The 21,345-nt window shown below is 36.8% G+C and carries 19 protein-coding genes; 1 reads left to right on the top strand and 18 read right to left on the bottom strand.

Annotation, left to right across the window (positions count from 1 at the left end):
* Window positions 1-169: 169 nt before the first annotated feature.
* A complete protein-coding gene (gene larE / locus DFR79_RS07825; protein WP_133514954.1) occupies window positions 170-985 on the top strand; it encodes an ATP-dependent sacrificial sulfur transferase LarE in 816 nt (271 codons plus the stop codon).
* 330 nt (window positions 986-1,315) lie between these two features.
* On the opposite strand, the gene DFR79_RS07820 is transcribed toward larE, so the two are convergent.
* The 18 genes from DFR79_RS07820 to DFR79_RS07735 form a co-directional block, all read right to left on the bottom strand.
* Window positions 1,316-2,548 (bottom strand): anaerobic sulfatase maturase, encoded by a 1,233-nt coding sequence (locus tag DFR79_RS07820; protein ID WP_133514953.1) that lies wholly within the window; start codon window positions 2,546-2,548, stop codon window positions 1,316-1,318.
* A gap of 97 nt (window positions 2,549-2,645) precedes the next feature.
* Window positions 2,646-3,131 (bottom strand): tRNA (N6-threonylcarbamoyladenosine(37)-N6)-methyltransferase TrmO, encoded by a 486-nt coding sequence (tsaA, locus tag DFR79_RS07815; RefSeq protein ID WP_133514952.1) that lies wholly within the window; start codon window positions 3,129-3,131, stop codon window positions 2,646-2,648.
* Window positions 3,132-3,281: 150 nt separating this feature from the next.
* A complete protein-coding gene (locus DFR79_RS07810; protein ID WP_133514951.1) occupies window positions 3,282-4,781 on the bottom strand; it encodes a GGDEF domain-containing protein in 1,500 nt (499 codons plus the stop codon).
* A gap of 14 nt (window positions 4,782-4,795) precedes the next feature.
* Window positions 4,796-5,884 (bottom strand): plasmid pRiA4b ORF-3 family protein, encoded by a 1,089-nt coding sequence (locus DFR79_RS07805; protein WP_166638012.1) that lies wholly within the window; start codon window positions 5,882-5,884, stop codon window positions 4,796-4,798.
* Between the two features lie 195 nt (window positions 5,885-6,079).
* The gene (gene hisIE, locus DFR79_RS07800; RefSeq protein WP_243727741.1) at window positions 6,080-6,712 is read right to left on the bottom strand and encodes a bifunctional phosphoribosyl-AMP cyclohydrolase/phosphoribosyl-ATP diphosphatase HisIE; all 633 of its coding nucleotides are present in this window, start codon (window positions 6,710-6,712) and stop codon (window positions 6,080-6,082) included.
* A gap of 146 nt (window positions 6,713-6,858) precedes the next feature.
* Window positions 6,859-7,632 carry an imidazole glycerol phosphate synthase subunit HisF gene (hisF, locus tag DFR79_RS07795; RefSeq protein ID WP_133514948.1) on the bottom strand — a complete coding sequence of 258 codons (774 nt, stop codon included), beginning with the start codon at window positions 7,630-7,632 and terminating at the stop codon, window positions 6,859-6,861.
* The gene (hisA, locus tag DFR79_RS07790) at window positions 7,625-8,353 is read right to left on the bottom strand and encodes a 1-(5-phosphoribosyl)-5-[(5-phosphoribosylamino)methylideneamino]imidazole-4-carboxamide isomerase (RefSeq protein ID WP_133514947.1); all 729 of its coding nucleotides are present in this window, start codon (window positions 8,351-8,353) and stop codon (window positions 7,625-7,627) included. Before hisA ends, hisF begins: the two co-directional genes overlap by 8 nt.
* The gene (gene hisH, locus DFR79_RS07785; protein ID WP_133514946.1) at window positions 8,354-8,959 is read right to left on the bottom strand and encodes an imidazole glycerol phosphate synthase subunit HisH; all 606 of its coding nucleotides are present in this window, start codon (window positions 8,957-8,959) and stop codon (window positions 8,354-8,356) included. It lies immediately after the preceding gene.
* Window positions 8,960-9,547 (bottom strand): imidazoleglycerol-phosphate dehydratase HisB, encoded by a 588-nt coding sequence (hisB, locus tag DFR79_RS07780; RefSeq protein ID WP_133514945.1) that lies wholly within the window; start codon window positions 9,545-9,547, stop codon window positions 8,960-8,962. It lies immediately after the preceding gene.
* A gap of 12 nt (window positions 9,548-9,559) precedes the next feature.
* The gene (gene hisC, locus DFR79_RS07775; RefSeq protein ID WP_133514944.1) at window positions 9,560-10,666 is read right to left on the bottom strand and encodes a histidinol-phosphate transaminase; all 1,107 of its coding nucleotides are present in this window, start codon (window positions 10,664-10,666) and stop codon (window positions 9,560-9,562) included.
* A gap of 52 nt (window positions 10,667-10,718) precedes the next feature.
* Window positions 10,719-12,020, bottom strand: coding sequence for a histidinol dehydrogenase (gene hisD, locus DFR79_RS07770; protein ID WP_133514943.1), 1,302 nt, complete (start codon window positions 12,018-12,020; stop codon window positions 10,719-10,721).
* Window positions 12,013-12,654 carry an ATP phosphoribosyltransferase gene (hisG, locus tag DFR79_RS07765; protein WP_133514942.1) on the bottom strand — a complete coding sequence of 214 codons (642 nt, stop codon included), beginning with the start codon at window positions 12,652-12,654 and terminating at the stop codon, window positions 12,013-12,015. Before hisG ends, hisD begins: the two co-directional genes overlap by 8 nt.
* Entirely contained in the window at window positions 12,654-13,919 is a 1,266-nt protein-coding gene (hisZ, locus tag DFR79_RS07760) for an ATP phosphoribosyltransferase regulatory subunit (RefSeq protein WP_133514941.1), read from the bottom strand. Before hisZ ends, hisG begins: the two co-directional genes overlap by 1 nt.
* Window positions 13,920-14,140: 221 nt before the next feature.
* Complete coding sequence (deoC, locus tag DFR79_RS07755) at window positions 14,141-14,812, bottom strand: deoxyribose-phosphate aldolase (protein ID WP_133514940.1); 672 nt, start codon at window positions 14,810-14,812, stop codon at window positions 14,141-14,143.
* 47 nt (window positions 14,813-14,859) lie between these two features.
* Entirely contained in the window at window positions 14,860-15,852 is a 993-nt protein-coding gene (locus tag DFR79_RS07750) for an aldo/keto reductase (protein WP_133514939.1), read from the bottom strand.
* A 209-nt stretch (window positions 15,853-16,061) separates the two neighbouring features.
* Entirely contained in the window at window positions 16,062-16,592 is a 531-nt protein-coding gene (locus DFR79_RS07745; RefSeq protein WP_279512874.1) for a hypothetical protein, read from the bottom strand.
* 228 nt (window positions 16,593-16,820) lie between these two features.
* Window positions 16,821-19,868, bottom strand: coding sequence for a glycoside hydrolase family 3 N-terminal domain-containing protein (locus DFR79_RS07740; protein ID WP_133514938.1), 3,048 nt, complete (start codon window positions 19,866-19,868; stop codon window positions 16,821-16,823).
* 33 nt (window positions 19,869-19,901) lie between these two features.
* Window positions 19,902-21,251, bottom strand: coding sequence for a peptidase (locus tag DFR79_RS07735; protein ID WP_133514937.1), 1,350 nt, complete (start codon window positions 21,249-21,251; stop codon window positions 19,902-19,904).
* Window positions 21,252-21,345: the final 94 nt, after the last annotated feature.

The following is a 21,345-nucleotide window of genomic DNA, read 5'->3' as shown; positions in this document are numbered from 1 at the left end:
GCAGAATTGCTGAGGAATGGACTCATTTTATCTAGTTAAATCGATCATTTTTTTGACAAAATCAGTTTAAATATGATATCTTTACTTTAATCTCTATCGATTTATTCGGTTTTGCCTAAAAGATGACTGAAAAAATTAAAAGAAAGTATTTTGCGGGAGGTTATTAAATTTGGAGAATTTAGAAGATAAATTTTTGAAACTAAAAAAAATACTAAGAGAACTGGAATCAGCTGCTGTTGCCTTCTCTGGAGGAGTAGATAGCACTTTTTTATTAAAGACAGCTGTAGAAGTCCTGGGAAAGGAAAATGTACTTGCTGTAACATCCTGTGCAGAAACCTATCCGTCGGAAGAGGAAAAAGAAGCAAAAAAACTTGCTCTTAAGATCGGAGCTGAACATCATTTAATTCACACCACAGAATTGGATAATGAAAACTTTGTAAAAAATGATCAAAAAAGGTGTTATTACTGCAAAAAAGAGCTTTTTTCAGAAGTTATAAAAGTGGCTGAACAAAAAGGATATAATTATGTTTTGGACGGCTCAAATTATGATGATCATCTTCATGATTATCGACCGGGTATGCAGGCGGCCAGAGAAATGGAAGTAAAAAGTCCTCTCAAAGAAGCAGAAATGACAAAAGATGACATCAGGGCTTTATCTAAAGAATACAATTTACCAACCTGGAATAAGCCGGCTTTTGCCTGTCTTTCCTCTCGTTTTCCCTATGGTGATCAAATTACTGTGGAAAAACTCGAAATGGTAGATCAGGCAGAAAGATTTATGCGTAATCAGGAAATTAGTCAATTTAGAGTCAGGCATCATGATCAAAACACTGCAAGAATTGAGGTACTGCCCGAGGACCTTCCCTTAATGTTAAAAAAGAAAGATAAAATAGTTAATAAATTAAAAGATATTGGTTATACATATATAACTCTTGATTTAGAGGGCTATCGCAGTGGAAGCATGAATGAAGTTTTAGATAAATAATTTTCACCATTTGCAAAGTGTTTCTTCACAAAAAAATTCCCCTCTTAATAATTTTTTAATAAGACTAAAATTATTTTGAGGGGCATAATGACTTTTAATTACATTAATTAACTTTTAGGACCAGGTGTTAACTAACAGTGAGCCATAGGCTACAGCAGTTCCCACTACTGCACCAGCTCCGGCTGCTTTTTTAACTACTTTCTTCATAAATATCATCCTTTCTTATTGTCTTATAAAGTTATTAGATGTATTTGTAGCTACATTATATAGGATTAAATTAATAAAGAAAGTAAACAAACTACAATCCTAAGCTAAATCTTTGAACTAATTTTATAAACAGCACTTTTTATATTTCTTACCACTTCCACAGGGACAGCTATCATTCCTGCAGACATCCCATTTTTCTCTGTAAAGCTTCTGCATTTCTTTTCGCATTAAAATTGGAGACTTCCTCTGCTGGACCATCTGAGCTAACTTTCTCATAAAGGGCTCAATATAATCAAAAAACAGCTTATATCCCTCACAGAGATAATTCAGTTTGTACTCATCTCCTGTATTTATAATTCTGTTTTTAGGGCAGCCGCCATGACAGAAAAATAAATATCTACATTCTAAACATTTTGGGTTTAACTGCTCTCGCTTTGCTCTACCAAATTTCTGCTGCTGTTTAGAGTCCATCATCTCTAAAATATCAATTTCATTAACATTACCCAGTCTGTGCTCCGATTCAACATAATGATCACAGGAATACAAATCTCCATTATACTCCATTACTGAAGCCTTACCACATTCCTTACTGAACACACAGAGATTTGCTCCAAACCCTGCCCAGGCTGATAAAGCTTCTTCAAAAATCTGGACATAAATATCTCCCAGATCATTGAGCCACTGGTTAAATACCCCAATTAAAAATTTGCCGTACTCTTTTGAATCCACCGATCGAGATATTATATCTCCTTCATTATCCTGCTCAACAATAGGGATAAACTGCATAAAATCAGCTTCAATTCTTTTGAAAAATTGATAAACCTCTTCCGGTTTTTTAGCATTAGCTTCATTTACTACTGCCAGAATATTATATTCCACCTTATATTTTTTTAGTTTTTCCAGCCCAGCCATAACTTTTTGATGAGTTGTTTCTCCATTTTTATCTTTTCTATATTTATTATGCAGCTCTGCTGGCCCATCTAGACTTACTCCTACCAAAAAATTATTCTTTTTTAAAAATTTTGCCCACTGATCATCAATTAAAACTGCATTGGTCTGGATTGAATTTTCTATCTTCCAGCCCTCAGGCGCATGCTTTTTCTGTAGTTTTACTGCTTTTTTGAAGAAATCGAGTCCTCTCAAGGTAGGCTCTCCTCCCTGCCAGCCAAAATTCACCATTGGACCCGGCTGAGATTCTATATATTGTTTAATATATTTCTCTAATATTTCTTCGGTCATCTGAAAGTTATTCTCTTCTGGATATAGTTCTGTTTTATTTAGATAATAGCAGTAATCACAGTCTAAATTGCAGATTGGTCCAGCTGGAAATGCCATGACATTAAAATATTTATTCATATCTTTTAAACTCCTAACAAAATATAATCATTTAATTTTTGCTCCATCTACTTCTTCCTTACTCTAAGCTACAGAAATATCTGGATAAAATCAAATTTTAGTTATCAGCAAATCTGCCATCATCTTTAACAGAAGAAAGTTTATTGATATTTGCTTCCATCCAGCCGATTTTAACCTCATCTCTTCTATCAAATTCCGGTACATAGGGCTTAATATCCAGCAGAGGGGTTTTATCCAGTATATCAACATCTTTAATATATAAAATATTAGCTTCGATTTTTTCCAGTTGAACAATCGAAAGACCAATTGAATTGGGGCGGCTGGGAGCTCTAATTGAAAAAATCCCATGCTCTTTATTCTCCATAAATGGTTTGACTGTCAAAGAAGCTTTTCCAGCCTGATGACAGTGATATAATAATATTAAATGAGAAAAACCTGCCAGATCCTTTAGTCCTTCCTGATATTCAGGTAGTAATTCGATTCTTCCTGCAGCAGCTCCTGCAGCCGTTGGTTGGATAGGAGTTCCCTCAGGAGCCATAAATGGTGACCTTATTTCTCCTATTGATTCGTATGTTATCTTCATTTCCTTTCCTCCCATTTTTGCTTGATTAATTTTTGATTTAGAGCTTACTTATTTAAATTTTAACATACTTAAATTAAAAGGCAAAAAAATATGGGCAGAGAGTATAGAATATTTTATACTCCCTGCACCATATAATTTCAATAATTAATTTTAATTACTTTCTATATCACTATCTTTTCTTTTTGCCTTATACATTGCTGCATCCGCGTTTTTAATAAGTTTTTCTAACTCCTGACTGTCATCAGGATAAAAACTGACACCTGCACTTACACTAATCGCAATCTCTTTCTCATCAATAATAAGTGGGTTTTTAAGTTCTTTAATTAATCTTTTTGCTACTTTGATGATTTTGGTTTTAGAATCTAAATCGGAGAGGGCAACCACAAATTCATCTCCACCCATTCTGGCCGTAATATCTGTTTCTTTCAAATTATTTTCCATGCGGGAGGCAATATTTTCTAAAACCCTGTCTCCTATGTCATGTCCATAATTATCATTAATTTCCTTAAATCTATCAATATCTATAAAAACAAGGCCAATATTCTTACCGGAAAAATCAGCTTTTTCTTTTAATTTCTGAAACTTTTCTACAAAATACTTTCTATTTGCCAGACCGGTTAATTTATCATGATAGGCCTGGTGTTCAAACTTTCTTAATAAATAAACCACTACTGCAATAAAGCTGGCAAACAGAGCTGCCAGTAAAACAATATTAACGGCAAATAAGCGGCGGTGACTGCTAATCTCATTCTGCATTATCTGCTTATTATAAACAATTCCAACTACATAGGAGTTCCATCCCTGTTCCCCTTCTCCTTCACTTACTAAAGCAGGAAAAAATCGATAGTGATACTTCACACCATCTATCTTGGCTGCAGCCTCCTGTCTGGAATTACTGATAACCGTCTGCCGGGCAAGTTCTTCTTCGAATTCTGGTACATCCGGATTTATATACGGCTTTTTGCTATTTCTAATCTTGGCAACCTCATAATTTAAAGGCTCCACACTGTAAAAAGAAATATCTTCTACCATCTCATATTCCGAAGTTAAAGCAGTTGCATCTTTAAACAGATTTAAACTCTGAAAAGATGGATATTGATCTTCAATACTGACACTTAATTCAAATAAATATTGGTGATCAGGGCTGGGCATATAACTGTATTTTTTTATTTCTCCGGCCTGAGTTGACAGATCAATTCGATCAACTTCAAATTCATTTCCCTGCATTCGATTTCTTAAAACAGAAGCAAAACTGCTAAATTTAGAAAAATCAAGTCCCAGATCTTCTTTGTATGTAGTTTTGATTATTTTTAAACTCTGATCTATTATATAAATGTCATAACTAGGAAACTGCTGCTTAAGTTCTAATAAATCCCATTCCATCACATCTGGATTTTCTCTGTACTTTGCAACCATCTGCTCTGAATATTCTCTCATCTCCTGATTTAACTGCTGCTCTACAATTTTGTAGGCATTATCAATATAATTTACAGTCTGCAGAATATTTTTCTCTACTAACTGCTGGCGACTGTTATATTTGTCTTCCACCACTTCTTTGACATTTGTATATTGTCCTGAAAAAATATAAATCATTATCAAAGCCAATAAAATAATTATTATGTATTTAAATTTATTAAATAGTTTTTCCATCCGACTGCCCCTTCCTAAAAACCATACTGATCCGGACTTTCTCCCCTAATATCAATAATTTCAGGCTCTTTAATTTCTTCCTCATCTATATATGCTTCAGTTTTAATTTTAAATCTCCATTCGGTTCCATAATCAAAAATATAAAGAAACTCCTGACCTACTTCCATTCCCAGTTCAAAAAGTCTTTTCTCTGCAGCATTAAAGCCCATTCCTTCTTCTGGTCGACCATAACCGGATCCATCCCAGGGCTTATTTGACAGGAAAAAGGAATAAAGATGATCATCATCAAAATCAAAAGCATCCTGAATCATTAAATGTAGATCGGCAAGTGTGGCTGAAGCTGCAATTTTTACTTTACGCCAGATTTTACCCAGTTTAATTTTGAAAATATAATTACCAGTTAATTTTTTAACTACAACTCTTGGGATTGTACCATTAATCTCTGGAAAAATATCAACAAAGTCAAACCAGAAAGGATCTTGAAAAGCCATTCTGGCTCCATAAATACCAAAATCATGGCCAAGTTTTCTTAATAACGGTAGATTACAATCATTAAAAGGCCATTTGTTAAGCAGAACCGGGGCAATTAACTCTCCAATCTCTGTTAATTTTAATTTTAAAAAATCTACCTTCCACAGTCCCAAATAATTTAGATATTTTAAAAATGCACCCAGATGATATTTAAGCTGATCATTGAATATAAGCTGTTTCCGATCCATTAGTTTATCTAAATAATTTTCTAAGTTAAACTCAATATTTGTATTTGTTTTAGGTGATTGCATCTTTTCCAAGTCACAGTCCAGCCAGAATGTTTCTAGTAAAAATAAATATTTTTCTGACTCAGACAATTTTTTATAAGACTCAAAGTTTTTATCTTTTATTAAATATTTTGTGCTTCGGCTGTAATCGATTTTTAAAATTTTACCTGCAATCGCTATATTATAAAATAAATGTAAAAGTAGATATTTATACTGCGGTGTTCTATTATGACAACTATCAAGTCGATCTGTCTTCATAAACTCATTTAATTCAACCAGCTTACCACCATTAATAAACTCCTGAGTTTTGCTAATCCGTACTTTATCCTCTAGAATCCTGTCCAAAAATATATCAAAATCTCTTAAAATGTTTGTGGTCAATTTAATTTTATTTATGATGATTTTACCCACTTTCTGTAAAAAATGCTTATTAAAATAATAATGACTATTTACTATATTATACCATAATAATAGAAAAAAGACAGCTCTAGAATACAGAACTGCCTTTGATATTTAGTTACATTTAGGTACCTATATATTCTACTTATGTCGTTTCTTTAGTTCTTCTCTTATCTGGTCGGGATTAATTCCTCTTTCGGCCAGTAAAACCAGCATATGATAAACCAGATCTGCTGTTTCGTAAACTAATTCTTCGTCTGGCTCATTTTTGGAGGCAATTATTACTTCCGCTGATTCTTCGCCAACCTTTTTTAAAATTTTATCTATACCCTCTTCAAACAGATAGGTGGTATAGGAGCCTTCGGGCATTTCTTCTTTCCGACTCAAAATTAAATCATAAAGAAAATCCACAACTTTTTCTGTTTCAAATTCAGCTTCTATATTCTGGGCCTGCTGCTCCATTTTCATCATCTTTTTGGCTTTTAAATCTGTATCCTCTGCAATTTTACGAAAAAAGCAGGAGTTTTCACCTGTATGACAGGCTGGTCCTGCGGGGTCAACCGTAAATAATATTGTATCCTGATCACAGTCATAATAAATTTCTTTAATCTCCTGGGTATTACCAGAAGTTTCTCCCTTATGCCATAATTCCTGGCGGGAGCGGCTGTAAAAGACTGTTTCTCCCTTTTCTAAACTCAATTTGAGTGATTCCTCATTAACATAGGCCACCATTAGTACATCTTTAGTCTGATAATCCTGAACAATAGCAGGCATTAATCCCTGCTTATTATATTTAAAATTAATCTCATCTAATTTATCTATTACTTCTAACACTCAACCACCTGTCCTCTCTGGTCTACAATTCTTAAAACCTATTAAAATTTATTTTATTAATATAAGCTTTTGAAAAATCCAAAACTCTATTTTCTTTCTTCGATTCGGACTGGAATCTTCTCTGCTTCCAGTTCAGTTTTTACATCTCTAATTGCAATTTCTCCAAAGTGAAAAATTGAGGCCGCCAGTGCAGCATCGGCTCCGGTTTCTTTAAAAACATCCACAAAGTGCTGGATACTGCCGGCACCACCGGAGGCAATAACCGGTATATTAACTGCGGCTGTCACAGCTTTTAGCATCTCCAGATCAAAGCCATCTTTGGTACCATCAGAATTGATGCTGGTCAAAAGAATCTCTCCTGCTCCCAGTTCTTCCAGTTCTTTGACCCATTCAATCAGGTCAATTCCAGTCTCTTTACTGCCTCCATGAATGAAAATCTCCCAGCCTGCTCCTGATTCTCTTTTTGCTGCATCAACAGCTCCGACAATACACTGGGAACCAAACTTAAGCGCTCCTTTACGTACCAGCTCCGGATTTTTGACCGCAGCAGAGTTTACAGAAACCTTATCTGCTCCTGCTCTTAAAATAAACTGCATATCCTCTACTGTCCTGATTCCACCACCAACTGTCAGTGGTATAAAAACCTGAGCAGCCACTTTTTCTACAAGCTCAGCTAAAGTTTTACGTTTTTCTTTGGTGGCAGTTATATCTAAAAAGACAAGTTCATCTGCTCCCAGATCATTATATTCTTTAGCTGATTCCACCGGGTCACCAGCATCTCTTAATTCAACAAAATTTACACCTTTAACTACTCTGCCATCTTTGATATCCAGGCAGGGAATAATTCTTTTTTTAAGCATTATTTTCACCCAGCTTTATTAGTGCTTTTTCTAAATCTACTTTACCCTGATAAATTGCCTGACCGGTAATTGCTCCGTAAAAATCTTCTGCTGCCAGATCATATAAATCCTGATTGGAGCTGATTCCACCAGAAGCAATAATATTTAGATTGGTCTCTTCTTTTAATTTTTTTAATCCTGAAAAATCAGGCCCACTGAGCATTCCATCCCGTCCAATATCTGTATATAAAATATATTTAACCCCCAGAGCTTCCATTTCTTTAGCAAAATCAAACATATTTCTTTCGCTTGCTTCCAGCCAGCCCGAAGTCGCAACTTTACCATCGCGAGCATCAATACTGACTAAAATGCTTTCGGCTCCGAATTCTGCGAGTATTTCGGATAGAGTTTCCGGATCTTTAACTGCCAGAGTTCCGATAATTGCCCGTTTAACTCCCAGATCCAGCAGACGTTTTACATCCTCTTTTTTGCGGATTCCGCCTCCGGTCTGGATTTTAAGCTCAGTCTCGGCTGCAATTTTTTTGATTACATTAAAATTTTTGTTTTCACCTGCAGAAGCACCATCTAAATCAACTAAGTGCAGCCATTCTGCTCCTTTAGCAGCAAAACTTTCTGCAATCTCTAAAGGATTCTGGCTGTAAACAGTCTTGCGCTCAAAATCTCCCTGCTTCAGCCGGACCACCTCACCTGCTTTTAAATCAATTGCCGGTAATACTATCATCTATAACAGCTCCCTAAAATTCTCTAAAAGTTTAATCCCATTATCTCCACTTTTTTCGGGGTGAAACTGAAATCCAATTACATTATCCTGCCTGACAACTGCTGGTACTGTAGACCCATAGCCAACTGTGGCCAGAACCTGGTCTGTAACCTCTGTCAGCTGATAGGAATGGACAAAGTAAAAATGAGGATTTTCCGGCAGCCCTTTAAATAAAGGGTCATTTTTAATTATCTGCAGCTGGTTCCAGCCCATATGAGGAATCTTGTATTCGGTTTCCATTTTAGTAATATTTCCCTTGAGCAGTCCAAGTCCTGCAGTTTTTTGATCCTCAAATCCCCATTCAAATAAAAGCTGCATTCCCAGACAGACTCCTAAAAAAGGTTTGCCTGCAGCTACAAATTTTTCAATAAACTCTATAAAATTATCTTCCTGCAGTCTTTTCATTGCTCCCGGAAAAGCACCTACTCCCGGTAAGACCAGACCTGAGTATTTATCTATATCTTCTTGCTCACCCTCTTCTAAAATAACTGTCTCTTCCCCTACAAACTCCAGTGCCTTTTGAATACTGTTTAAATTTCCGGCTCCATAATCTATTATTGCAATCACTTACAGCACACCCTTTGTGGAAGGAATTTCATCTGACTCAATTTTTACTGCTTCTTTCAGCGCCCGGGCCAGAGCTTTAAAGACTGCCTCAATCTGGTGGTGACAATTATCACCATGTAGTATTTCTAAATGAAGGGTAATCCCGGCATTAAAGGCAAAAGCTCGCATAAATTCAACTACCATTTCCGCAGGAAAATCTCCAACCATTTCTCTTGTAAATGGTAAGTCAGTATAGAGATAGGAACGACCACTGATGTCAACAACTGCTCTGACTAAAGTTTCATCCAGAGGAACTAAGGCACTGCTAAAGCGGCTGATTCCCTTTTTGTCTCCTAGCGCTCTGGCAAAAGCTTTACCCAGTGCAATTCCGGTATCTTCTACTGTATGGTGCTGATCAATGTGGAGATCCCCCTTAACAGAAAGCTCAAGATCAATGCTCCCGTGGCGTGCAATTTGATCCAGCATATGATTAAAAAACCCAATCCCTGTTGTAATCTCGCTTCTGCCTTTTCCATCCAGATTTACACTGGCAATAATTTCAGTCTCCTTGGTTTTTCGCTGCTCTACTGCTACCCGATCTTTACTCATTATAAATCACTCCTAATTTTGCTCTTTAAATTCTGCAAAAGCCCTTAACACAGCCTCATTTTCTTCTCTACTGCCGATAGTAATTCTAATCGCCGGCGGCTGACCACTAAAAGATCTGATCTTAATTCCCTGCTGATTTAAAATATTTTTAAACTCCACAGTTTTTTTGCCTTCTATGTAAAGAAAATTGGCCATCGAAGGATAAAGCTGCCACTTCTGATACTGATTCAGTTTCTGATAAAGCTTCTGACGTTCTTTTTTAATAAATTCGATTCTTTCTTTTATAATATCATCATTATCCAGAATTAAACAAGCCAGGATGTCTGTCAGAGAGTTTAAATTATATGGTTTTAAGACTTTTTTCAGTTCTTCTACTAAAACTTTATTTCCATACAGATAACCAAAACGAATTCCTGCCAGGCCGAAAGCCTTGGAGAAAGTCCGGGTGACTGCAAGATTAGGATAGTCACTGACATCTGGCATTAGATCAATCTCATTAAAATCTGCATAAGCCTCATCAACCAGTACCGGGCCAGTAAAATATTCAGCCACTTTTAAGATCATTTCTCTCTCCAGCACCTCACCGGTTGGGTTGTTGGGGGAACAGAAAAAGATAAGCTTGGGATTTAATTCGTCAATTTTATTCTTGATATTCTGATAATCAAAGTCTTCAGCCAGCGGCAGCTCTTCGTAACGACCACCGCTTAGCTCAGTAAAATATTTATACATCGAAAAAGTAGGCGCCTGGGAGAGTACAATCTCTCCCGGTTCGACAAAACATCTAATTAAAATATCCAGTATTTCATCTGAGCCGTTGCCGACCAATACTTCTTCAGTACTAACCTCTTTATCCAGCTCTCTGGTTAAATAATCAGCCAGAGTTTGATGTAGGCGTTCCGAATAAATTTCCGGATAGCGATTGATATCATGCTGATCAAATTCCTTTTTAAACTTATCCTTAATCTCCTGCGGCAGATCAAAAGGTGATTCATTTCCGGAAAGGTTAATTTTCACCTCAAAGTCATCTTCTTCGCCGTGATAGGGAGAAATCGCTCTAACTTCAGGCCGCAGCTGTTCTTTTAAGATTTGCTCTTTGTTATTTAAATTATTACTGCTCATTTTTTCCTCCTTCAGCTTAAAATGCTAAATCTAAATTTAGATTTAAACTAATTTATTTTTCTTTTCTAATTCTAACTGAGTTAGCATGGGCGTCAAGCCCCTCACCTTCTGCCAGACAGATCACATCATCACTTGCTTCTTTAAGTGCCTCTTTACTGTAGTGGATAAAACCGGAATACTTAACAAAATCTCGTACAGATAAGGGAGAAAAGAATCTAGAAGTTGAATTTGTAGGCAGCACATGGTTTGGGCCTGCATAATAATCTCCAATTGGCTCCGGAGTATATTCTCCTAAAAAGATGGAACCTGCATTTTCTACTGCCGGCAGCAGTTCAAATGGGTTTTTGACTGCCAGCTCCAGGTGTTCGGGGGCAACCAGATTGATCATTTCCACTGCTGCTTCCTGGTCTTCAACTTCAATCATCAAGCCAAAATTCTCCAGTGATTCTTTAATAATTTCTTTTTTACTCATCTTTTGGATCTGTTTTTCTAATTCTTTTTCCACTTTTTCAATCAGCTCCGGTGCATCTGTAACCAGAATCGAAGAGGCCAGAGGATCATGTTCAGCCTGGCTCATCAGATCAGCTGCTATATAAGCTGGATTGGATTCTTTTTCTGCCATAATCATAATTTCGCTGGGACCGGCAATCATATCAATTTTTACCTGTCCAAAGACCAGCTCTTTAGCCATTGAAACATAAATATTCCCCGGGCCAACAATAATATCAACTCCAGGTACAGTTTCAGTTCCATAAGCTGCTGCAGCTACTGCCTGAGCTCCACCAATCTTAAAGATGCGATCAACACCCGCAATTTCAGCTGCTGCCAGGATAACGGGGCTTACCTTGCCCTCATTATCAGGTGGAGTCAGCATTATGATTTCTTCAACCCCCGCCACTTTTGCCGGGATAACTGTCATTAAAACTGAAGAAGGGTAGGCTGCTCTACCTCCAGGTACATAAACTCCAGCTCTTTTTAGCGGCCTGCAGACCTGACCGGTAATAATTCCCGGTTTTTTCTGCTTCTGCCAGGATCTATCCTTTTGCTCGGCATGAAAATCTTCTATATTGGCAGCTGCATTTTTTAGAGCCTGAATAAAATTAGCATCTACTTCTTTAAGTGCAGCTTCAATTTCTTCTTCTCTTACTTCCAGCTCTGAAGCTTCAAATTCAACCCCATCAAAACGGGCAGTGTATTCTAAAACTGCGGGGTCACCATTTTTTTGAACATTTTTTAAAATCCCGGCCGCTATTTCTCGATACTGAGCCAGATTATCACCGGAACGGCTGTCCAGCAGCTCCTTAACCTGATCCACATTTTTTCGCCCGTCTTTAATCCTTTTTATATTAAGCATTACTATCATCTCCATTTACTACTTGATCTAAAGCTTCAATAATAGAAGCAATCTCCTTCTGTCTGGTTTTCATACTTACCTTGTTGACCACCAGGCGAGCAGATAAGTCTCTAATACTCTCATAGACTACCAGACCATTTTCCTTTAAAGTTCTGCCGGTTTCTACAATATCCAGGATTGTATCAGCCAGTCCAGTCAGCGGTGCCAGCTCAATTGAACCATTAAGTTTAATAATCTCAACCGGTTCCCCTTTACTGCGGAAATAGCGGCGGGTAAAATCAGGATATTTAGTTGCTACCTTACGCTCCAGTAAAGTATCTTTACGATCTGGCAGCCCGGCCAGAGCGAACTCACAGACGCCATAATCTAAATCCAGAACCTCATAGAGATCACGATTTTCTTCTAATAAGGTATCTTTGCCCACAATACCCAGATCAGCTGTACCATATTCCACATAAATCGGTACATCTGCCGGTTTAACTAAAATAATTTCAAATTTTTCGCTTTCTATTTCGAAAATCAATTTGCGTGATTTGAGCATATTTTCAGGTAAATCATATCCAGCCTCCCGGAAGAGCTTGACTGCTTCTTTGGCCAGCCTTCCTTTAGCCATGGCAATACAGAGATTATCCATTATTCCCACTCCTCTATTTTGTTTAAAATCAGGTATTCTAATGCTTCTTTCTGGTTTCTTTCAATTTTTGCACTGGCTCCACCATACTGTTTTAACTCCAGATTATCAGCTTCCAGATTAATCACAAAATCCACCTGCTGAAAATCTAAATATTTACTGTCAGCTCCATTATATACTTCGGTAACAAAACCAGCATTCCTCAAATCTTCTGCCAGCTCAGAGGCAAGTTTAAAGTCTTTATCCTGCTGATAGGAAATTAAAAATCTTTTTTCCAGATCTTCACTGAAATTTTCTGTTCGATTTAAATAATCAAGCAGATTTTCTATTTCCAGAGCAAAGCCTACGGCAGGCTCTTCGACACCAAATTTTTCTGTCAGGTTATCATAGCGGCCCCCACTTGCCAGCAGGTTGCTGTAGCCTTTAGCATAGCCTTTAAATATCAGGCCCGTATAATAGCCGTGGCGGGAAATCAGCATTGGATCAAAGGTAATATATTTAAGAGCCTCAAATTCTTCCAGTTTATTAAATAATTTTTCTAAAGTTTTTAAGGCATCTTTAGTCTCCGTTGATAAAGGCATTTTTTCTAATTCTTTAACTACCTTTTTGGGAGCACCAAAAAGAGAAGGCAGTCTCAGCAGAACTTCTGCTGCATCTTCGGTCACTTCAATATCTTTTATATAATTTTTGATTCCAACCTTATTTTTAGCTGCCAGCAGCTGGCGCAGTTCTTTTTTTTCAGTTTCAGCAATTTTCAAGTCTGCAAAGATTTCGTTGATTAAATCAGCATGACCGATATCCACCAGCGGTTCTTCCACTCCAACTTTCTGCATTGTTTTGATTAAAAGCAGAATCATTTCCAGATCAGATTCTAAACTGTCTGAGCCGATCAGCTCAACCCCAGCTTGAGTTTTTTCTTTAAGACTTAAACTCTGAGAATTCTTTGATTGAAAAGCTGAACTTAAATAGGAAAATTTAAGTGGTCGCGGACTATCCTGAAAACGGCTGGCTGCCAGCCTTGCAATCGGCATTGTCAGATCCGGTCTTAAAACTAAAATTTGTCCCCTGTCATCAACTACTTTAAACATCTCACTTTTATCAACCAGTCCTTCTATACCTGCATACAATTCTAAAGACTCAAGAGTTGGTGTGATAACTTCCCGATAGGCATTGGCCTCAAAAACCTCTCTTATTGTCTGATAGATAGCTCTTCTTTTCCTCAGTTCAGCCGGTAAAATATCTCTAACACCTTCTACAAATGCATTCATCTATTTTGCCTCCCCCTTATTATTTTAGTCCTTTATCATGTTAAAGTATTAAAGTGTTGTATCTATTATAGTTATATAATCCAAGGCTGTCAAGTTATTTTGGAAATTTCTTATACTATCTTAATTTTAACACTATTTGCAGTGAAATTAAAATTAGAAAAGGCCTATCAGAAAAAAGCTTCTGACAGACCTCTAAATGTAAATTCTATTTACTTCTATTTTTAATAATCTCCACTAAATTCTGAGCCTTCGAGTATCTGAACTCCAGAACTGGCGCCAATTCTAGTTGCTCCTGCCTCAATCATCGCCTGAGCCTCTTCTAAACTGTGAATACCTCCGGAAGCCTTTACTCCCATTTTATCTCCAACCGTTTTTCGCATTAAAACAATATCTTCTACAGCTGCTCCCCCACTGCCAAAACCGGTCGAGGTTTTTACAAAATCAGCACCTGCTTCTTTAGCAATTTCACAGGCTTTAACTTTCTGCTCATCTGTTAAATAACAGGTTTCAATTATAACTTTAACCAGCTTACCCTGAGCAGCTTCTACAACTGCTTCAATGTCTTTTTTTACAGTTTTGTAATCGCCTTCTTTTAGAGCACCTACCTTCATAACCATATCCAGTTCGTCAGCACCATCTCTGACAGCTGCTTTAGCTTCTGCAGCCTTTGTCTCGCTTAAATTAACTCCCAGAGGAAAGCCAATTACCGTACAGACCTTAACCTCTGAGCCAGCTAATTCCTCTTTAACCAGGGCAACCTGATCCGGATTCGTGCAGACTGAGGCAAAATTATAATCTCTGGCTTCAGCACACTTTTTCTTGACCCCAGCCTTAGTCACATCTGCTCCTAAAAGAGTATGATCAATAGTTTTTGCAATATCTTTTTTATTCATTAATTAAAACCTCCTGCTTTTTATATTTAAATTTTTTCAAGGCTAAACTAAAAATAATTTATGTTTTTTTGTTCTTCCAATCTATCTGTTGCCGGCGGCGGAGTAATTGAGAGTTCAGTTATTTCTTTTCTCCATTCCTCAGTCATCTCGATATCCAGTGCTCCCAGAGAACCCTTAAGTTGTTCTATATTGCGAGCTCCGATAATTGGAGCGGTAATCGCAGGATTGGACTCTACCCAGGCAACTGCTAATGATGCCGGATCAACTCCTCTTTCTCGAGCATGATTGCTAAAATCCTCTGCTATTTGATAATACTGTTTTAAACCATAACGGGCTGCATAATCTTCTCTTTCTACCAGTCTGCCTTTATCCGGGCGTTTATTTTTTCCATACTTACCGGTTAAAAGGCCACCACCAAGGGGACTGTAAGAAATAACACCCATGTTTTCTGCTTCAGCCATCGGTAAAATTTCTACTTCTGCCTGTCTTTTAACCAGATTATACATCGGCTGGATCATCTCAAAGCGAGCCAGACTCTCCTGACGAGAAATACCGAGCGCCTTTTCTATCTGCCAGGCTGCCCAGTTGCTGACTGCCGGATACAGAATCTTACCTTCTTTGACCAGATCATCCATCGCTCTTAAGGTCTGCAGCATATCTGTTTTCGAATCAAAACTGTGAACAAAATAGAAATCAATCCAGTCAGTCTTTAACCTTCTTAAACTCTGCTCTACTCCCAGTTTAATATGGCGGCGAGAAAGCCCTTTTGCATTAACATCTTTAGCTGTTTTACCATAAACCTTGGAAGTAATAACCAGCTGGTCCCGACATTTATGTTCCTGCATAAACTTACCCAGCAGTTCCTCAGAGCGGCCTTCATTATATACATCAGCAGAATCAAAAAAGTTAATACCCCGATCCCGTGCTGCCTTAAACATCTGACGCGACATATTTTCGTCAGCAATTCCACCAAAGGACATCGTTCCAAAACAGAGTGGAGAAACCTGGACCCCAGTTTTACCAATAGTTCTATATTCCATTATTTATCCCTCCCGAATTGTGTGCTTTCTATTATTATTATATTTAATCTGAAAGATGATTACAAATAATTCTTAAAACTTAATTTTAATAATCAAAAAAGCAGCTGCATTAAGCAACCGCCTTTAATAATAGAAGTTATTATTGTTTTGAATAATTTTCCAACTATGTTGTTTTTTATTTTATAAAAGCAAATTCTAAATTTATCAAATTAAAGATTCAAACTAGCAGTAAATTCTTCTAAAGAATCATAATTTCTTATGGCTTGCTTAATCTCTTCTAATTTATTATAATCATTTATCTCCTTTATATCCTCTATAATATCCTTGCTTCTCAGCCCAAATTTCAACTCAAGTGCAAACTCAATCATCTCATGCATAATTTCTACTTTGCCTTCTTCTCTACCTTCTTCTTTTCCATCATGATAAATTTTTTCTGCTATAGTCATAATTACAGCACTCCCTTCAGCTGAAATGTTTTTTGATTTTTGCTCCAACTCATTTAAAGAAATTTCCTCTCCTATATTTAAAATATACTTCACAACAGTTTCAATATATTCAGGTCCAGTTGTTTTTTCTCTTAGTTCAATTAATAACGGCAGAACTTCGCGCAGCCCATTATCAAAATTATCATCAAAAATATGCGATATTAATTTCAAAAATAATCTTAACTTAATCTGACCCCTTATCTCTGCATCAGAGTATTTGGAAAAATCGTAAAGTAAGTACTTATGATCAGGTATATAAAAAGAGAATCATGTGGCTTTTTTATAACCTCCAACATATTTCCTCCATCTCTCTATTTATATTTTACCATAACTTAACGCTCAAATTCAATGATAATATAAATATTATACCATTAATGGTAAAATATTTATATTATTAATTTTTTTATTTTTTAAAATCTAAAAGCTCCAACTACTTTTACTGAGTAATTGGAGCTTTTAGATGTTTCATTTTTTTATTAATCTTTATTTAATAGTATTTTCCAGCCTTTCAACCGCCCTATCAAGATCAATCTGTTCTAATTCAGCTGCATTTTGATAAACTGCTTTAGCATTTCTTAAAGCTTCATTTAATTCGTTCCATTCCTGCTCTGTATAATTCTTTTCATTTTCTGCCTGAGCGAGATTAATTAAGATAGAAAGCTGATTTGGATCAGCCAGATTAACAGGGCCTGTTTCGTTAACTACCAGAGTTATTTTAAATACTCTGTCCAATTTACCAGCTGCTGCAGCTCTTAGCTTGAGCTGCTCACCATACTTATCAGTTTTCTCAACAGGAGTTCCTGCAAACACTCCCTTCTCAAATGTAAGTCCAGCCGGGAGATTACCACTAATCAATTCTAAATCAGCAGGCTCTTTAGTTTTTATTTTAGCAGAATACTTCCTACCAACCTGTCCCAGTGGTAAAGTCTTAGTTTCTACTGTAACATAGTCTGCTGTTGTATTGCTGTTTTCTACTGATTGAGGTTTTTCCAGTGCATCGACACGATATTTTTCTACCCGGTGATCATCAATCACTCCATCCCAGTTCAGTCCAAAGGCAAAGTCATAATAGTTGCCTTCCGAATCCTGATAAACTTCCATGTCTCGCGGCACATCTTCAGCCTGGTTTTCAACTGCTGCCATATCTTCTGGCATCTGCAGTGGTAATAAACCGGATGGTTCCTCTCTACCGCTGAGAATATCTAATATAGCATTATCACTGGCAGCAAAGCGGAGTAAAATAGCATCAGCCAGTGGATCTATTTCTTTAAATACCATTGGATTATCCAGATTAATTACAGTAATTACAGGTTTATCTCCCATAGCTTTTTTGGTATCTAAAAGCTGTTGGTACTGGCCAAAGTTAGTAGCTGTCATTTTTCTATTTTTATAACTTCTATTTAAATATTTACTGCTTGCTGTTCCCTCAATTTCTGTTATATTCCTATAATCTCCGGCTATTGAAACATCTCTGGCTTCTACAGCTGTATATTCACTGTACTGTAAAGTTAAAGGATAATATCCAGATTGATAAGGATATTCTTCAAAATCATAAGGAGCTTTCTCACCAGGTGACCAGCCGCCGCCAAACATTGCCCAGCCAATTGGTGGTTCAATTGGACTCTGGGGACTATTCATTGTTACTACAGCAAGATCAGCTTCCTCAGAAGAGTCAACTACAGTAAAATCATTTTCTGCTCCTTTAAAAATATATTCCCCTTCATGTTGCGGAATATATATTGCTGTGTCTTCTGCTAAAGGTAGTAAATCATTTTTATTTTTGAGCATTATAATTGATTTAAGTTGAGCTTCATAGCCTTTTTCTACAAATTCCTCATTACCCACTAAATCTGAAGATTCTTTTTCATCAAGATATGGATTTTCAAACAAACCTGTTCTAAAGATATTTTTTAAGAGTCTAACTGCTGCAAATTCCATATGATCTCTAAATTCCTCTTCGGTTCCTTCTTCTTCAGCTAATTCTACTGCTTCTAAAATATAGCGGGAAGTGTTTCGACCACCAAACTGATTGACTCCTGCTTCTATCAACAATTTTGATCTGGCGGCAGTGTCCAGTGGTTCTATCGCAGGTCCCCAACCCCGGCCACCATCAACACCCCAGTCAGTACAGATTACTCCATCAAAATTATACTTATCCCTTAATAAATCACTAATTATATATTCAGAATAAGCGTTGGATAAGTCCTTACCGGATGGATCGACATTATAAGAAATGGTGTAATAAGGCATTACTGCAGTGGCCATTGTAGTATCACCATTTTCTCCGACTAATCCTCCATCAACAAAAGGAATGGTATGGGCATCAAAATTATTGCCCGGGAAAACAGAATACTTACCAAAATCACTGTGAGCATCACGTCCACCTTCACCAGCTCCTCCACCAGGCCAGTGTTTCATCATTGCATTTACACTGTCATATCCCCAGCCTGTTAATTCGCCATCAGCAAATGTACCCTGAAAACCACTTACATAAGCTTCAGTCATATCTGCAGCGAGTTTTGGATCTTCACCAAAGGTTCCATTTGTACGATTCCAGCGGGGTTCTGTTGCTATATCAATCTGAGGTGATAAAGCAGTTGAAATACCGAGTGCCCTATACTCTTTTGATGCTATCTGAGCAAATTCTTTGACTAATTCTGGATCAAAGGTTGCTGCCAGACCTAAAGAGTTGGGCCAGAGAGAAATTGTTCCTGTATTATCAGAATAATATTCAACTCCAACAGCAGCACTGTGACGAGGATCAGAACTATTATTTGCCGGAATTCCAAGTCCCAATTTTTCGGAGATAGCCTGAATATTATTATTCCAGGGAGCTGCAATTTCTGCTGGCACTTCCCCTGCCATCAAAACATGTCGTAAATCATCATTGGCCAGAAAAGCCACTTGAGCCTGGCTAGGAGCAGAGTTTTCCCAGCTAGTTTGATGGCTGCTGTATAACATCAATCCTGCAATTTCCTGATAACTCATTTGCGAAGCTAAATCAGCTGTCCTTTCATCAACATCCAACCGCCAGTCCTCATACGGATCAAGTTTTCCATTTTTATTTAGGTCCTTATAAACCGGATAGTCTAAAACACCATCTTCTAATTCTTCTACTTCTACAATAGAATTATCATCCATGCTTCTAATCTCTATTCCAGAGGAATCAGAATACCCTAATTCAACAGTCTTGTCTGCTGAAGTACTTTCTATTATATTTACATGGTCTTCTGCAATCCACTGGGCATAAAGATTTAAATCACTATTGATTTCTTGAGTCGGATCAAAAGCATTATACTGTGCTTCTGATTCGGAAGTATACCAGCCGGCAAAAATATAGCCCTCTCTTTCTGGAGGATCTGGTAATTCTATTGTTTGATTTCGCTGAACAGTTTTACTATCTATTTCCAGACCAGATGTGTAAAAGGTTATTTTGTATTCAGAGTCTTGAGCCAGTGAGTTATTCATCCAGACAAAAACCAGGACAGCTAAAATAAGGAATATCAAAATAAATTTACTATTTGTTCTCATAACGACACTCTCCTCTGTTTAAGATTCAGGATTTTACTCTTCTAATTCCTGGTTAGACAGCCAGTTTTGAAGATAGGTATTTTTTCCATTGATTTCATTACTCAGATCATTATTATAAACATAAATCCAGGACCAATGACCATTATATTCATATGGTTTACCATTCTCAGTTACATATTTTCCTGAAGTATCTATTACTCTCTTGGGATAAGATAAATGAACATTTTGAGCCCCTTCTTTTATTAATCTGTCATAGAGTGGAATAGTGAAACTGGGAGCAGGAAGGACACTATCAGTTGCAGCTGAAACAAACCAAATATTTTGATCTACTAATTTATTAATATCTTCATCAGTTAAGTATTCATAAGTCATTCCATGACATACGGGATATAGAGCTGCAAAATAATCTGGATAATCAATACCAAGTCTTACTGTCATAAAACCACCATTGGAACAACCACCAACATAGATTCTATCTCTGTCAATCCCCATATTTGATTTTACATAGTTATCAATTAGGTTCATCAGCGCTTTAGTATACTTAGAGGTATATGGCCTACCATTTTCACCTGAGTCTGGAGGCAGATGTTCAAAATCTCCTTCATTAGCTCCTGGATGCATCCATCTGGTTGGTGTTTGTGGAACAAGTACATAAGCACCATCATAAATATCCTGTATTTCTTCGGAAGCAAAATTAACAGATTTATTTGCTGCTAGAGGAATCGTTGGGTCAGTTCCTCCTTCACCTCCACCATGAAGCCAGACTATCAAGGACTTTTTAGTAATATCTTTAACTTCAGGTTCATAAGCTGCATAGGTTAAATCAATCTCACCATTAATTGAATCATTATAAAATGAAGAGCCTGTAACAAATTTTTCTATCTGAGGTCTGAAAATCTTATTTAACTCTGTAATCTCAATTCCACTTAAAGTTCCGGTTTCAGTTTCAATATCTTTTAGCTGAGAAATTGTGTATTTAACATCAATCCAATTATTCCCACCCTGATCAGAAACATAATTAAGAGCGGAATCCAGACTTAATCCTGGTCCAACTTCTAATTCTAAAGTTAGGAATTCTCCTGAATCCAACTTTTCTCCTTTTGAGTCTGAAACATAAGCCGCTTCAATTTTTCGCTGTCCCTCTTCTAAAAATGAATCTTCCAATCTGGGATCAGATCTCCTCACATAAACCTCAAAAGTATTCCAATCAACCATTTCATTATTTATTGTTTCTCCAAGATTAATTATTACTTTAGTTGTACTTGTTCCCCAGTCAAATACCTTATCGACTCGATTGTAATAATTGTGACTTTCCGCCTGAACAGCTGCCATCCCCCAAAAAATTAGAACAAGTACAATAAAAAAACTAATTAATTTTTTCATTTAATATTCCTCCTTTGAGTTTTAATTATAATCCACGACAACAGCAGACATAACCCCCCTTTTTAAAATTTAATGTTTTTAAAAACGTTAAATA

It is taken from the genome of Halanaerobium saccharolyticum (genome assembly GCF_004362045.1).
Classification (GTDB): domain Bacteria; phylum Bacillota; class Halanaerobiia; order Halanaerobiales; family Halanaerobiaceae; genus Halanaerobium; species Halanaerobium saccharolyticum_C.
This window is presented reverse-complemented; position numbering and strand designations above follow the sequence as displayed.